Raw genomic sequence first — 13,476 nt, 5'->3', positions numbered from 1 at the left:
GTCAGTGGGTGAGCAGCTTGGACAGGAAGTCCTTGGCCCGGTCGGACTGCGGATGCGTGAAGAACTGCTCGGGCTCGGCCTCCTCGAGGATCCGTCCGTCGGCCATGAACACGACGCGGTTCGCCGCCTTGCGGGCGAACCCCATCTCGTGTGTGACCACGATCATGGTCATGCCGCTCGCGGCGAGTTCGATCATCACGTCCAGGACCTCGGTGATCATCTCCGGATCCAGGGCGCTGGTGGGCTCGTCGAAGAGCATCACCTTGGGGTGCATCGCCAGGGCGCGGGCGATCGCGACGCGCTGCTGCTGTCCTCCGGAGAGCTGGGCGGGAAGCTTGGAGGCCTGCTTGGCCACGCCCACGCGCTCGAGCAGCTGCATGGCTTCCTTCTCGGCGTCGGCCTTCTTGAGGCCGCGCACCTTGATCGGGCCCAGCGTGACGTTCTCGAGGATCGTCAGGTGCGCGAACAGGTTGAACGACTGGAACACCATGCCGACGTCCGCGCGCAGCTGCGCCAGGCCCTTGCCCTCCGCCGGCAGCTCCTTGCCGTCGATCGTGATCGAGCCGGAGGTGATCGTCTCCAGGCGGTTGATCGTGCGGCAGAGCGTGGATTTTCCGGACCCGGACGGGCCGATGATCACGACCACCTCGCCCTTGTGCACGGTGAGGTCGATGTCGGTCAGTGCCTGGAAGTCGCCGTAGTGCTTCTGCACGTTCTGCACGACGACGAGAGGGGCACCCACCAGCGCAGCGGCAGAATCGGGACGCGTAGTGGCAGGGGTGGCGTCGGTCATGGCTGACTCTCCATCGAATCGAATGGCCGGATGTTCGGGCTGGCGCCGGAACCGCAGGGCTCCGACCCCCAGACACTATTGAGCGCGTGGTGCGCGGTGGGATTCCTTGAGCCTTTCTTGAGGCGAGTGCAGATACCTCGACGGGCTCCGCAGCCTTCGGAACCGCTCGACCGTCAGCCGTGCGTCTCCCGGTAGTACCGTGCCGCGCCGGCGTGCAGCGGGATCGGGTCGGTGAAGATCGCCTGCCGGCGATCGAGCAGCGCCGCCGCCGGTGCACCCCGCGCGATCGTCGCCCGCTCATCGAACAGCACCGCGGTCGCGTCGTGGATCAGCCCCTCGGGCGCGTCGGCGCGGGCGACCAGGTAGTTCGGCACGGTCATCGTCACGGTCGAACTGTCGATGCCGTAGCCGCCGATCGGGAAGTCGGCCTGCCGATAGGCTCCGGCGTGCGCCGCGTTGACGGCGTCGACGACGGCCGGCGGAATCGACAGCAACCGGATCGGAGTGTCGGCGGCGAGCGCCGCGATCCCCGGCGTCGGCAGGCCGCCCACCCAGAAGAACGCGTCGATCTCGCCCTTGCTCAGGGCCGCGATCGACCCCTCCAGGCCCAACTCCGGATTGCGCATCGCGGCGACGTCCACATCGGCGGCGGCGAGCACGCGACGGGCGACGAGCTCCACCCCCGATCCGCGCGCGCCGAGGGAGACCGTGCGCCCCGCGAGATCGCGCAGGTCGTGCACGTCGGATCCGTCTCGAACCACGATGTGCACGTACTCGTCATACAGTCGAGCGACGGCGACGATCGGGATCGCCTCGTTGAACGCTCCCGTGCCGGCCACCGCATCCGCGACCGCGTCGCCCTGCGCGAAGCCCAGCACCGCCCGACCGGAACCTACCCGCTCGAGGTTGTCGACGGATCCGTTGGTCTGCTGAGCCGTGAACCGGGCGCCGAGGCGGGTGGCGAGCGCCTCGGCGAACTGCTGGCCGTAGGCGTAGTAGACGCCGGTCGCCCCGCCGCCCGCGATCGCCTGCGGCGCCTCCGCCCAGCTCCGGTCCTGCGGGGCGCAGGACGCCAGCCCCGAAACGCTCAGCACGCACAGCAGGAGCGCGAGCAGCACCCGCGCGATGCCGCGCCGAGACTTCCCCCTCCGTCCGCTCTGCCTCGCCGGCGGGATCCGCTCCGGGCAGGTCCGCGCCGTCATCGCGCCTCCGCGGTGGGGAGCACCAGGACCACGCGGAGTCCGCCGCCGTCCGCCGCCTCCACGCGTACCCCGGCGTCGACCGTGGCCAGCAGGTCCGTGGCGATCGCGAGTCCCAGGCCCGTGCCGGGGATCGCGCGCGTCCGATCGCTGCGCCAGTGCCGGTCGGTCGCGTGCGCGAGTTCGTCCTCCGGGAGACCCGGACCATGATCGCGTACCGACAGCTCGCAACCGGTCTCCGCGCGCGTCACCGTCACCTCGACCACTGTGCCCGCCGGCGAGAACTTCACGGCGTTGTCGATCACGGCGTCCAGCGCGCTCTCGGCGATGGTCTCATCCGTGCTGGAGCGCACCGGCGCGTCGGCATGCAGAGCGAGCGCGACGCCCTTCAGCGCCGCCGCGTCCTGCCAGGCCGCCATCCGGCGCGCGGCAAGGTCGGCGAGATCGACCGCATCCTGCAGCGGCGCGGGATCCGATCCGCGCGCGAAGGAGAGCAGCGTGTCCAGGATCCTGGTCATCCGCCGCCCCTCCTCCCGTGTCGCCTCGACCTCGCCGTCCCAGCCGCGATCCAGGCCCGTCGCGAGTGACTCCACACGCAGCAGCAGCGCGCTCAGCGGATTGCGCAGCTCGTGCGACGCATTGAGAGCGAACTCCTGCTGACGCGACACCACGTGCTCGATCTCCTCCGCCATCCGGTTGAAGAGCAGGATCATCCGGTGCAGCTCCGGGGGGCCGGTGTCGTCGGCGATCCGCGCCTCCATGTCACCGCGCTCGATCGCCTCCATCGCCTCGTCCACGCGGTGCACCGGCTTGAGCACCCAGCGCGCGAGCCCCAGCACCACGAGCAGTCCGACCCCGATCGCGATCGCGCTGACGATGCCGAGCAGGATCCACTGCCTCACGATCTCGGCGCGGGGCGCCTCGACGCTCGCGGACATGATCACGGCTCCGATGACGTCGCCCTGATCGAAGATCGGCTCCACGAGGGACTGCTCGGCGAACTGCCACGGGAGCACGACGGGCTCCGGCAGGTCGCTGCGCCGCCCGGACAGCGCCAGCTGCACCTTGTTCGCGGTCGCGTCGTCCAGCACCGGGGCATCGCCCTGCTGCGGAGACCAGGGGCGTCCCGACCGGTCGACCACCAGCACGCGCGTGCCGTACAGATCGTGATAGCGCTGCAGCTCGCCGTCCAGCACCTCGGCGCTGCCGGACAGCAGCGCCTGGCGCGCGCTCGTCACGAACGTGCCGATGTCGCCGACCTGCTGCGTGTAGAAGCCCTGCTGCACGCTGCGCGAGGTCGCCCAGCCGTAGGCGCCCCCGAGCAGCACCAGCACCGCCGCGAGCGGCACCAGGAACACGACGAACAGGCGCTTGCGCACCGGTCACAGCCCCGTCAGCCGGTAGCCCACGCCGCGGACCGTCTCGATCAGCGCCGGCCGTCCGAGCTTGCGGCGGATCGAGGCGACGTGCACCTCGAGCGAGCGGGCGAAGCTCTGCCAGTCCGTGTTCCACACCTCGCGGATGAGCCTCTCGCGCGGCACGGCGACTCCCGGATACCGGGCCAGCACCGCGACGATGTCGAACTCCTTGCGGGTCAGCTCCACCGCCTCGCCGTCCACGAGCACCCGGCGCGCGACCAGATCGATCCGCACCCCGTCGATGTCGATGCCGACGGGCCCGACCTCGCCGGCGATCGCATGGCTGCGGCGGGTGACCGCCTCGATGCGGGCGAGCAGCTCCTGCACGTCGTAGGGCTTGACCAGGAAGTCGTCGGCTCCGGCGCGCAGCCCGCGGATCCGCTCGTGCACCTGGCTGCGCGCCGTGGCGATGAGGATGGGGACGCCGCTCACGGCGCGGATCCGGCGGCAGAGCTCGATGCCGTCGATGTCCGGAAGACCGAGGTCGAGGATCACGGCTTCCGTGTCGGTGCCGAGCATCTCGAGAGCGCCCCGTCCGTCTCCCGCACGCTCGACCGCGTAACCGGCGCGGCCGAGGAACCCGGCGAGGGCGTCTGCCACGCGTTCGTCGTCTTCGACGATGAGGATCTTCATACTCAGGCGCGCTGGGCGAACGCACTCTCGTACAGGCACACACTGGCGGCGGTGGCGAGGTTCAGCGACTCGGCCCGGCCGAAGATCGGCAGCCGGAGCGCCCGATCAGCCAGTTCCAGCGCAGGCTCCTCCAGCCCATGCGCCTCATTGCCGAACAACCACGCCGTGGGCCGGGCGAGCACGCCCTCCGCGCGGGCCGCGAGCAGGTCGTCGCCCTTCACGTCCGCCGCGACGACCTGCAGGCCCGCGGCGTGCGCCCGCTCGATGACGTCCGAGAGTTCTCCGCCGACCGAGACCGGCAGATGGAAGAGCGATCCCGTGCTGGAGCGGACCACCTTCGGGTTGTACAGATCGACCGTGCGCCCGGTCAGCACGACCGCATCAGCACCGGTCGCGTCGGCGGCGCGGATGATGGTGCCGAGGTTGCCGGGGTCGCGCACCTCCTCGCAGATCGCCACGAGGCGCGGTGCGGCGGCGAAGATGTCGCGCACCGACGTGGGCGTCTGCCGGGCCACGGCGACCACGCCCTGAGGCGTGACGGTGTCGGCCATCGCCGCGAGCACGAACTCCGTCACGTACTCGAAGCGCACGTCCGCGGCGGTCGCGGCTTGGCGCAGATCGCCGTGCTTGTCCCATGCGGAGGGCGTCGCGAAGAGCTCGACGATGGCCTCGGGCCGATAGGACAGCGCCTCGCGCACCGCCTGCGGGCCCTCCAGCAGGAACAGGCCCGTCTCGGTGCGGGCGCTGCGCTTGGTGAGCTTGGCCACGGCGCGCACGCGCGGGGATCGGGGATTCTCCAGCACGATCACAGTCTAGGGACACCGAAGGGGCGCCGCCCTCACGGACGGCGCCCCTTCGTTGATCAGGTGCTTACGCAGCCGACTTGGGCGCGTTGACGTCCGCCGGCAGAGCCTTGCGGGCCGTCTCGACCAGCGCGGCGAACGTCGCCGGCTCGTTCACGGCGAGCTCGGCGAGCATGCGGCGGTCGACCTGGACGCCGGCGAGACCGAGGCCCTGGATGAAGCGGTTGTACGTGATGCCGTTCTGGCGGGCAGCGGCGTTGATGCGCTGGATCCACAGACGACGGAAGTCGCCCTTGCGCTTGCGACGGTCGCGGTACGCGTAGACGAGGGAGTGGGTGACCTGCTCCTTCGCCTTGCGGTACAGGCGCGAGCGCTGGCCACGGTAACCCGAGGCGCGCTCGAGGATGACGCGGCGCTTCTTCTGAGCGTTGACGGCGCGCTTGACTCTAGCCATTTTCGTGTATTCCTATCGTGCGATCGGCGTCAGCGGCCGAGGAGCTTCTTGGCGACCTTGGCGTCTGCCTTCGACAGCACCTGGTCCTGGTTGAGGCGACGGGTGCGACGGCTCGACTTCAGCTCGAGGTTGTGGCGCATCCCGGCCTGCTGCTTCTTCAGCTTTCCGCTGCCGGTGATCTTGAAGCGCTTCTTGGCACCCGAGTGGGTCTTCTGCTTCGGCATCTTCTCTTCCTTCGTATGGCGCCCAGCTGGGCGACAGGGTTCTGCCCGCGCAGTGCGGGAGGTCTGTGTGCGGCTGTCGGATCCGGAGATCACTCAGCCGGGGCGGCCGGAGCGGCGGACGCTCCGGGTGCCTTGGCATCGCGGGCGGCCTGCTTGTTGGCAGCGCGCTGCGCGTCGCGCACGGCGTTCTGCTCGGCCTTCGCCTCGGACTTGTTCTTCAGCGGGGCGACGACCATGACCATGTTGCGTCCGTCGATGGTGGGGTTGGACTCCACGGTGCCGAACTCGGCCACATCCTCGGCGAACTTGCGGAGGAGCCGCACGCCCTGCTCGGGACGGGACTGCTCCCGGCCGCGGAACAGGATCATCGCCTTCACCTTGTCGCCCGCCTTGAGGAAGCCCTCGGCGCGCTTGAGCTTCGTCGTGTAGTCGTGCGCCTCGATCTTCAGACGGAAGCGCACCTCCTTCAGGATCGTGTTCGCCTGATTGCGGCGAGCTTCCTTCGCCTTCTGCGCGGCCTCGTACTTGAACTTGCCGTAGTCCATGATCTTGACCACGGGAGGCTTCGAGTTCGGGGCGACCTCGACGAGATCGAGGTCGGCTTCCTGCGCAAGACGCAGCGCCGCCTCGATACGGACGACGCCGATCTGCTCACCCGCGGGGCCGACGAGGCGGACCTCGGGGACGCGGATGCGCTCATTGGTGCGGGGATCGCTGATGCGGACTCCTTAGACGATGGTTTCGGCCACCGTGATCCGGACGGATCACGGGCGAAATCGGAATCGTCCCACCCGCCGGCAGTCAGACGCCGGCGGCACCCTGACCCGCCGCACAGCTGTCGCTGCACGGCGGCTACCGATGTGAATCGGCGGAGTGCTGGACCCGGTAGCCTTGAGCGGCAAGCGCGGGTGGGAAGTGAATCCTCTTTCGTGCCGGGACCTGAGTCCCGGAGCCCGCAAGAGTCTATCAGAAGGCAAGACCTTCGGAAAGCCGGCACAGTGAGCACTCCCGCGCCAGACGGCCACGAGCACGTCTCCCCCTCGTCCCCCGCGATCGACGACACCGCTGCCGGTGCCGCACGCGACATCGCCGACGTCGCCGCCGTCGAGGTGATCACCACCGCCGCCGTGCACCTGCTCAGCGCCGCCGCGGTCAAGGTGGGCCTGGCCGACGACCCCGAGACGCAGAAGGACCTGGACGAAGCGCGCAAGCTCATCAACGCCCTGGCCGGCCTCATCACGGCCGCCGCCCCCGAGATCAGCGACATGCACGCGCGATCGCTGCGCGACGGTCTGCGCTCGGTCCAGCTGGCCTTCCGCGAGGCGTCCGTCATCGCGGATCCGATCGGTCAGGGTCCGGGAGAGAAGTGGACCGGCCCCGTCAACTGACGACGCCTTCCCGCGGACGACGGGCCAGGAAGACCCGGAATCCCGTCTCCGACTCGAGGACGTCGACGTGGCCGAGCCCGGCCGCCGCGAGCGCATCGTCGACCCAGCCGAGGCCGAGCGACGGCGTGGCCCCGTCCCCACCTCCGGCCAGGCTGTCCTGCATGCAGTAGAACAGCCCCGCCGTGTGGGTGAACAGGGCGAAGGGATCGGCGGCCGCATCACGATCGATGTCGCCCGTCATCGAGGTCTCCGCGATGAGCAGCACGCCGTCCTCGTCCAGTGCGTCGGCGGCCTGCCGCACGGCGGCGACCGGGTCGCCCAGGTGGTGCAGTGCGTCCAGGCACGTGATGAGCGCGAAGGAGCCATGGGCGCCGAGGTGCTCCGCCGTCTCGGCGTACAGCTCCAGATTCGCCACATCGCTGCGGGGCGCCGCGTCGGGATCGACGCCGATGACGCGGCTGCGCGGGAACGCGCGGGCCAGCTGCGCCGCCGCGTCGCCGTCACCGCAGGCGATGTCGGCGACGGCCGCGCCGGTCTCCAGCCGCGCCCGCAGCGCGGGATCGCTCGCGATCCACTCGTCGACGAGGGCGGCCCGGTAGAGCCGACTGTTGATGCGACTGGCCGCGGCGCCGAGCCCCGTGAACGCAGCGGGCGCGACGCCCGCGCCCGCACGCATCGCCTCGGGGATCCGCCGGACGAGGTCGCCGGAGATCGCATAGACGAAGTCGAGGATGCCGCGCGCGTCGATCGCGAAGCCGTCGCCGAACGTGGTCGCGGTCTCGGGGTCGATCCGGAACACCCCGGCGTCATGCCGGGCATAGCCCGCCGCGTGCATGCAGCGCAGCCACTGCGCCACATTGCGCTCGTCGAGTCCCGCGCGCTCCGCGATCCCGGCGGCGTCTCCCGGGCCATCGAGCAGCGCCGCCAACGCCCCCGAACGCTCCCCCACCGCGAGCGCCTGGATCGCGTACATGCCGTCGAGGTGCTGCAGGAGAAGCGGTGCGGAGTCCGGCATGCCGCGACTCTAGACCGCGCGTCGCCCCGGCGGAAGAGCCAGGTTCAGACGCTCGCGCGCAGCTTCACAGTCAGCGAGTCGACGAGCACGGCGATGCGGTCGTCAGCGGCCCAGCGCTGCGCGAGGCGCGCGAGCACCGCGTCGAGCGTCTCCCGGTCCAGACCCTCGACGAGCTCGAGCGTGACGACGAGCTCCGGTCCGCGCAGGCGCGCGTCCGGATCGCCGGCGGAGACCGCCACGTCGATCACGGCGAGCTCACTGCCGACGCTCTCCAGAAGGCCCGCATAGACCTCCGGTGAGAGGAAGCTCGGCTCCCAGCTCAGCCCCTGCGCGACCGCCCACACCGCGGGGCGGCGCAGCACGAACTCGGTCTCGGACCCGGGGTCAAGCACGATGAGCTCGGCATCCCCCGAAGAGGCGGACAGCGCCACGCGCGCCGCCTCCACCGGGATGGGGCGCGCGATCGGATCCCAGGCGCGCATCGTGTCGACGCTCGTGAACGCCGGCTGCACGGTGCGCCCGTCGGGCGCGGCGACGGTGACGAGCGAGAGCTCCTGGGTCTTGTCCACTGTCAGGCCGGACGGCGCGACACCCTCGTCACCCTTCTCAGCGACGAGCGGCACGAGCACGCGCGCGGTGCGGAACGCGGCCACGACCTCGGCCTGCGAACCGGAGCCGGCGCGGAACCGCGTGAGGGCATCCCACAGGGCCGGGTCGGCTGAGCCGTCATCGCCGGCGCGGGTATTCTCCTCGAACGAGCGCCCCGCCCACGGCACACCGGCCGAGTCGCCGGTGTTGGCGTGCGAGCCGTGGTCGTGATCATGATCGCATCCGGACGCGCCGGACGCGGCGCGCTCAGGATCCGGCGACATCCAGCGCCTCGGCCAGGGTGAACGCGCCGGCGTACAGCGCCTTGCCGACGATCGCGCCCTCGACGCCGAGCGGCACGAGGTCGCGGAGCGCCGCGATGTCATCGAGGTTCGCGATGCCGCCGGACGCCACCACGGGCTTCGGGGTGCGCGCGGCGATCTCGCGGAGCAGCTCGAGGTTCGGGCCCTTGAGCGTGCCGTCCTTGGTGACGTCGGTGACGACGTAGCGGCTGCATCCGGCGTCCTCGAGACGGTCGAGGACGGTCCAGAGGTCTCCGCCCTCCTTGGTCCAGCCACGGGCAGCGAGAGTCGTGCCGCGCACGTCGAGGCCCACCGCCACGGCATCGCCGTAGCGTGCGATGACGTCAGCGGCCCATTCGGGGTTCTCCAGCGCGGCCGTGCCGAGGTTGATGCGAGCGGCACCCGACTCCAACGCGGCCTCGAGGCTCGCGTCGTCGCGGATCCCGCCGGACAGCTCGACGTTCACGCTGCGGAACTGCTTGATCACGCGACGCAGGATCGCCGTGTTGCTGCCGCGACCGAACGCGGCGTCGAGGTCGACGAGGTGGATCCACTCCGCACCCTGGTCCACCCACTCGGCTGCCGCGTCGAGCGGATCGCCGTAGCTGGTCTCGCTTCCGGCCTCACCCTGGGTCAGGCGCACGGCCTGCCCGCCGGCGACGTCCACCGCCGGGAGGAGGGTCAGAGAGGGGGACTGTGCGAACTCGTTCATGTCGTCCTTCGGGTCACGATGTGCCGCGCGCTTCGGGCGCGGCAAGAGAAGAGAGTAGTCCGGGTGCACGCGGGGCACCAATCCCCCGCTGTCACACTCCGCGGACGGATCAGAGTGTGGAGATCCAGTTGCGCAGCAGCTGGATGCCGGCCTCGCCGGACTTCTCCGGGTGGAACTGGGTTGCCGAGAGCGGGCCGTTCTCGACCGCGGCGAGGAAGCGCGAGCCGTGCTCGGCCCACGTGAGATGCGGCTGCGGGAACGGCGGCATGACCTCGAGTTCCCACGTCTGCGCGGCGAAGGAGTGCACGAAGTAGAAGCGCTCCTGCTCGATCCCGCGGAACAGCACGCTGCCCGGATCCGGCTCGACGGTGTTCCACCCCATGTGCGGCAGCACCGGCGCGTCGAGCTCCGTCACGATGCCGGGCCACTCGCCGAGCCCGTCGACCTCGGCGCCGCGCTCGACTCCGCCCGCGAACAGCACCTGCATGCCGACGCAGATGCCCAGCACCGGACGGCCGCCCGCCAGGCGCCGCTCGATGATCTCGTCGCCGCCATGCGCGGCAAGCGCCTCGCGAACGGCCGCGAACGCGCCCACGCCCGGGACGACGAGTCCGTCGGCCTCGAGCGCCGCGGTCCGGTCACCGGTCAGCTCCGCGTCCGCGCCAGCGCGGATCAGCGCTTTCACGGCCGAGTGCACGTTGCCGGATCCGTAGTCGAAGACCGCGACGGTCGGACGGCGGCCCTCCGCGCGCTCGCTCACAGTGCGCCCTTGGTGGAGGGCACGCCGACCACCAGGGGGTCCAGCGCCTTGGCCTGACGGAAAGCGCGCGCGAAGGCCTTGAACTCGGCCTCGGCGATGTGGTGCGGATCGCGTCCGCTGATCACGCGCACATGCACCGTCAGGGCGGCGTTGTACGCGATCGCCTCGAAAACGTGGCGCACCAGGGATCCGGTGAAGTGGCCGCCGATGAGGTGGTGCTCGTAGCCGGCCGGCTCGCCCTCGTGCACGAGGTAGGGGCGACCCGAGATGTCGACGACCGCCTGCACGAGGGCCTCGTCCAGCGGGACGAGCGCGTCACCATAGCGGGAGATGCCGCTCTTGTCCCCCAGAGCCTCGCGAATCGCCTGGCCGAGCACGATCGCCACGTCTTCCACGGTGTGATGCGCATCGATGTGGGTGTCGCCGGAAGCCCGGACCGTCAGATCCGTCAGCGAGTGCTTCGCGAACGCGGTCAGCAGGTGGTCGAAGAACGGGACCGAGGTGTCGATGTGGCTCTGGCCGGTGCCGTCGAGGTCGATCTCGAGCTCGATCGTCGACTCGGACGTGGAGCGGGTACGGCGCGCGGTCCGGGCCGCAGCGGGGGTCTCAGCGGTCATGAGGCCGATCCTATCGAGGCGAGAGCGTCCAGGAATGCGGTGGTCTCGGCCTCCGTGCCGGCCGTGACGCGCAGGTGATTCGGGATGCCGACGTCGCGGATCAGCACACCCTGGTCGTACAGGGCGCGCCAGGTCGCCGCCGGATCGGCGACACCCCCGAACAGCACGAAGTTCGACCATGACGGGTGCGGCGTGTAGCCGAGGGCCTCGAGCGTGGCGGAGATCCGATCCCGCTGCGCCACGATCTCGTCGACCATGGCGAGCATGATGGGCGCGTTGCGCAGCGCCGCGATCGCCGCCGCCTGGGTGAGGGCGCTCAGGTGGTACGGCAGGCGCACCAGGCGCAGCGCATCGATGAAGGCCGGATCGGCGGCGAGGTAGCCGACCCGCGCCCCCGCGAAGGCGAACGCCTTGCTCATCGTGCGGGAGACGGCGAGCCGCGGACGCCCCTGCAGCAACGTCAACGCGGACGGCGAATCCTTCGGGGCGAACTCCTGGTACGCCTCATCCACGATCACGATGCCGCGCGCCGCCTCGTAGACCGCTTCGATCACGTCGAGCGGGAGCGGCGTGCCCGTCGGGTTGTTCGGCGCGCACAGCAGGATCACGTCCGGATCGTGCTCCAAGACCTGCGCCACCGCTTCGTCGACGGTGAGCTCGTAGTCCGGGTGCCGGGTGCCGGCGATCCATGCCGCTCCGGTGCCCTGGGTGAGCAGCGGATACATCGAATAGGTCGGTGCGAACCCGAACACGGTGCGCCCCGGACCGGCGAAGGCCTGCAGGATGTGCTGCAGGACCTCGTTCGATCCGTTGCCGGCCCAGATGTTCGCGGCGGTGAGGTCATGACCGAGGTAACCTGCGAACCCCTCGCGGAGCGCGGTGAACTCACGATCCGGGTAGCGGTTGACGTCACGCAGCGCCACCGCGATGTCATCGAGGATGTCGCTCGCCACCTGCTCCGGCACCGGATGCGTGTTCTCGTTCACGTTCAGCGCCACAGGCAGCGGTGCCTGCGGGGCACCGTACGGGCGCAACCCGCGGAGATCGTCACGAAGGGGTAAGTCGTCGAGCGAGACAGTCACCCTGCCATGCTAGGCGGCTGCGCCGTGTGCCAGGACACAGATGACCGCGGTTGCTGAGCGACGCCGAAGCCGGGCTGCTGTCAGCGCCCGGCCGAGCCGTACTGCGCCGGGATCGCCAGGTGCTGTCCGACCTCGATCACACCGCCGTCGACGAGGTTCAGCTTGGAGATCTCGGCGACGACATCACGCGGATCGGCGTTCGGCGCAATCTCGCCCGCGATCGACCACAGGGTGTCGCCCGGCTGCACGGTGACGGTCGCGAAGGTGTTGCCCGTCGTCTGCTCACCGGAGGCGAGCGCGGATCCGCTGCTCAGCGCCGCGAACGCGATCGCACCGGCCACCGGGAGCGCGACCAGCGCCGCGAGCACGCGCCGACCGCGTGCGGTGATCCGCAGTCGCGTGGCGGGAACCTGACCGGCGAAGGTGATGCTGCTCATGGTGCTTCTCCTCAGTGTCTGTGTCGGTCCGCCCCTCCCCGGATCCGAATCCCCCGATGAGGATCTTCGAATCCGGGCCTCTGGAGAGGCGAACCTACGTTCCGAAACTACTTTCGAGTTCGAACATCTGTCAAGCCTTCTTCGAATATCAGTTCCGAAGACTTGCCGACACGCTCGAACAGATCTATCGATTCCGCCCCGATCTCGGATACGGTTTCGATAACAAGACCCCATCACGGACCACCGACATTCGAATCGCCGCCCGCGAATCCATGCCGATCCCACGGATCCGCGAGGGCACGACGCACACGAAGGAGATGGCATGAGCGACGGTGCGACCCCCGGCTCCGAGGCCCCGCGGACGCGGCGCCGCAAGAGCCTCAGTGCGAAGCAGATGGCGATCCTCGAGGTCATCCAGACCTCGATCGCCCGGCACGGCTATCCGCCGAGCATGCGCGAGATCGGCGACGCCGTGGGCCTCAAGTCCCTGAGCAGCGTGACGCATCAGCTCGGCCAGCTCGAGCTCAGCGGCTATCTGCGCCGCGATGCCGGCAAGACCCGCGCCATGGAGGTCCTGATCGATCTTCCCGGCACGTCCACGGAGAATCCCGCGGACACGGCTCCGTCGGTCGGCGACGCGGCGCTCGTGCCGCTCGTGGGCCGGATCGCGGCCGGCGTGCCGATCACGGCGGAGCAGCAGGTCGAGGAGATCTTCCCGCTCCCCCGCCAGCTGGTCGGCAAGGGCGACCTGTTCATGCTGAAGGTCTCAGGGGAGTCGATGATCGACGCCGCCATCTGCGACGGCGACTGGGTGGTGGTGCGCTCTCAGGGCACGGCGGAGAACGGTGAGATCGTCGCCGCGATGCTCGACGGCGAGGCCACGGTGAAGACGTTCCGCCGCCGAGACGGCCACGTGTGGCTGCTCCCCCGCAACAGCGCGTTCGAGCCGATCCTCGGCGACGACGCCACGGTGCTCGGCAAGGTCGTGGCGGTGCTGCGCGCCGTCTGATCCCCTGCACGACGACGATGCCCTCCCGGACGGATCCGGGAG

18 protein-coding genes are annotated in these 13,476 nt (G+C 70.2%); 3 read left to right on the top strand and 15 right to left on the bottom strand.

From position 1 onward, the window contains the following. Position 1: 1 nt before the first annotated feature. From ACFWCK_RS19260 to infC, 8 genes are all read right to left on the bottom strand, one after another. Entirely contained in the window at positions 2-793 is a 792-nt protein-coding gene (locus ACFWCK_RS19260; RefSeq protein ID WP_233312855.1) for an amino acid ABC transporter ATP-binding protein, read from the bottom strand. 173 nt (positions 794-966) lie between these two features. Further along, entirely contained in the window at positions 967-1,995 is a 1,029-nt protein-coding gene (locus ACFWCK_RS19255) for a TAXI family TRAP transporter solute-binding subunit (protein ID WP_378807358.1), read from the bottom strand. After that, positions 1,992-3,371: a sensor histidine kinase gene (locus ACFWCK_RS19250; RefSeq protein ID WP_378807357.1), complete on the bottom strand. Its 1,380-nt coding sequence runs from the start codon at positions 3,369-3,371 to the stop codon at positions 1,992-1,994. The genes ACFWCK_RS19255 and ACFWCK_RS19250 overlap by 4 nt, the downstream gene beginning before the upstream one ends. 3 nt (positions 3,372-3,374) lie before the next feature. After that, the gene (locus ACFWCK_RS19245; protein ID WP_233312852.1) at positions 3,375-4,043 is read right to left on the bottom strand and encodes a response regulator transcription factor; all 669 of its coding nucleotides are present in this window, start codon (positions 4,041-4,043) and stop codon (positions 3,375-3,377) included. A 2-nt stretch (positions 4,044-4,045) separates the two neighbouring features. Beyond that, positions 4,046-4,846, bottom strand: coding sequence for a TrmH family RNA methyltransferase (locus ACFWCK_RS19240; protein WP_378807355.1), 801 nt, complete (start codon positions 4,844-4,846; stop codon positions 4,046-4,048). Positions 4,847-4,913: 67 nt separating this feature from the next. Continuing rightward, complete coding sequence (gene rplT / locus ACFWCK_RS19235; protein WP_045249837.1) at positions 4,914-5,300, bottom strand: 50S ribosomal protein L20; 387 nt, start codon at positions 5,298-5,300, stop codon at positions 4,914-4,916. Between the two features lie 29 nt (positions 5,301-5,329). Further along, on the bottom strand, positions 5,330-5,524 hold the full coding sequence (gene rpmI / locus ACFWCK_RS19230; protein ID WP_182253581.1) for a 50S ribosomal protein L35: 195 nt from the start codon (positions 5,522-5,524) through the stop codon (positions 5,330-5,332). Positions 5,525-5,613: 89 nt separating this feature from the next. After that, positions 5,614-6,216: a translation initiation factor IF-3 gene (infC, locus tag ACFWCK_RS19225; RefSeq protein WP_374107848.1), complete on the bottom strand. Its 603-nt coding sequence runs from the start codon at positions 6,214-6,216 to the stop codon at positions 5,614-5,616. Between the two features lie 360 nt (positions 6,217-6,576). Between infC and ACFWCK_RS19220 the strand changes: the two genes are divergently transcribed. Further along, complete coding sequence (locus tag ACFWCK_RS19220; protein ID WP_233312873.1) at positions 6,577-6,912, top strand: DUF1844 domain-containing protein; 336 nt, start codon at positions 6,577-6,579, stop codon at positions 6,910-6,912. Here the strand turns inward: ACFWCK_RS19220 and ACFWCK_RS19215 are convergent. The 7 genes from ACFWCK_RS19215 to ACFWCK_RS19185 all read right to left on the bottom strand — a co-directional run bounded on the left by ACFWCK_RS19215 (position 6,905) and on the right by ACFWCK_RS19185 (position 12,425). Continuing rightward, entirely contained in the window at positions 6,905-7,927 is a 1,023-nt protein-coding gene (locus ACFWCK_RS19215) for a class I SAM-dependent methyltransferase (RefSeq protein WP_378807354.1), read from the bottom strand. The genes ACFWCK_RS19220 and ACFWCK_RS19215 overlap by 8 nt on opposite strands. Positions 7,928-7,971: 44 nt before the next feature. Then, complete coding sequence (locus ACFWCK_RS19210) at positions 7,972-8,799, bottom strand: SseB family protein (RefSeq protein ID WP_378807353.1); 828 nt, start codon at positions 8,797-8,799, stop codon at positions 7,972-7,974. Further along, positions 8,783-9,529 carry a bifunctional 1-(5-phosphoribosyl)-5-((5-phosphoribosylamino)methylideneamino)imidazole-4-carboxamide isomerase/phosphoribosylanthranilate isomerase PriA gene (priA, locus tag ACFWCK_RS19205; protein WP_378807352.1) on the bottom strand — a complete coding sequence of 249 codons (747 nt, stop codon included), beginning with the start codon at positions 9,527-9,529 and terminating at the stop codon, positions 8,783-8,785. Before priA ends, ACFWCK_RS19210 begins: the two co-directional genes overlap by 17 nt. 109 nt (positions 9,530-9,638) lie before the next feature. Next, positions 9,639-10,289, bottom strand: a complete 651-nt coding sequence (hisH, locus tag ACFWCK_RS19200) for an imidazole glycerol phosphate synthase subunit HisH (RefSeq protein WP_233312847.1) — start codon at positions 10,287-10,289, stop codon at positions 9,639-9,641. Then, the gene (gene hisB, locus ACFWCK_RS19195) at positions 10,286-10,906 is read right to left on the bottom strand and encodes an imidazoleglycerol-phosphate dehydratase HisB (protein WP_378807351.1); all 621 of its coding nucleotides are present in this window, start codon (positions 10,904-10,906) and stop codon (positions 10,286-10,288) included. Before hisB ends, hisH begins: the two co-directional genes overlap by 4 nt. Further along, positions 10,903-11,988: a histidinol-phosphate transaminase gene (locus ACFWCK_RS19190; RefSeq protein ID WP_378807349.1), complete on the bottom strand. Its 1,086-nt coding sequence runs from the start codon at positions 11,986-11,988 to the stop codon at positions 10,903-10,905. The genes hisB and ACFWCK_RS19190 overlap by 4 nt, the downstream gene beginning before the upstream one ends. 80 nt (positions 11,989-12,068) lie before the next feature. Continuing rightward, entirely contained in the window at positions 12,069-12,425 is a 357-nt protein-coding gene (locus ACFWCK_RS19185) for a LysM peptidoglycan-binding domain-containing protein (protein ID WP_378807348.1), read from the bottom strand. Positions 12,426-12,481: 56 nt separating this feature from the next. Here ACFWCK_RS19185 and ACFWCK_RS19180 point away from each other — a divergent pair, with 56 nt between their 5' ends. Both ACFWCK_RS19180 and lexA read left to right on the top strand, forming a co-directional pair. After that, positions 12,482-12,751, top strand: a complete 270-nt coding sequence (locus ACFWCK_RS19180; protein WP_378807347.1) for a hypothetical protein — start codon at positions 12,482-12,484, stop codon at positions 12,749-12,751. Continuing rightward, positions 12,748-13,434, top strand: a complete 687-nt coding sequence (gene lexA / locus ACFWCK_RS19175) for a transcriptional repressor LexA (protein ID WP_233312842.1) — start codon at positions 12,748-12,750, stop codon at positions 13,432-13,434. Before ACFWCK_RS19180 ends, lexA begins: the two co-directional genes overlap by 4 nt. Positions 13,435-13,476: the final 42 nt, after the last annotated feature.

Origin of the sequence: Microbacterium sp. NPDC060117, from assembly GCF_042729315.1 — a bacterium.
Lineage (GTDB): Bacteria > Actinomycetota > Actinomycetes > Actinomycetales > Microbacteriaceae > Microbacterium.
The sequence above is the reverse complement of the archived record's forward strand: the minus strand, read 5'-3'. Positions and strand labels throughout refer to the sequence as shown.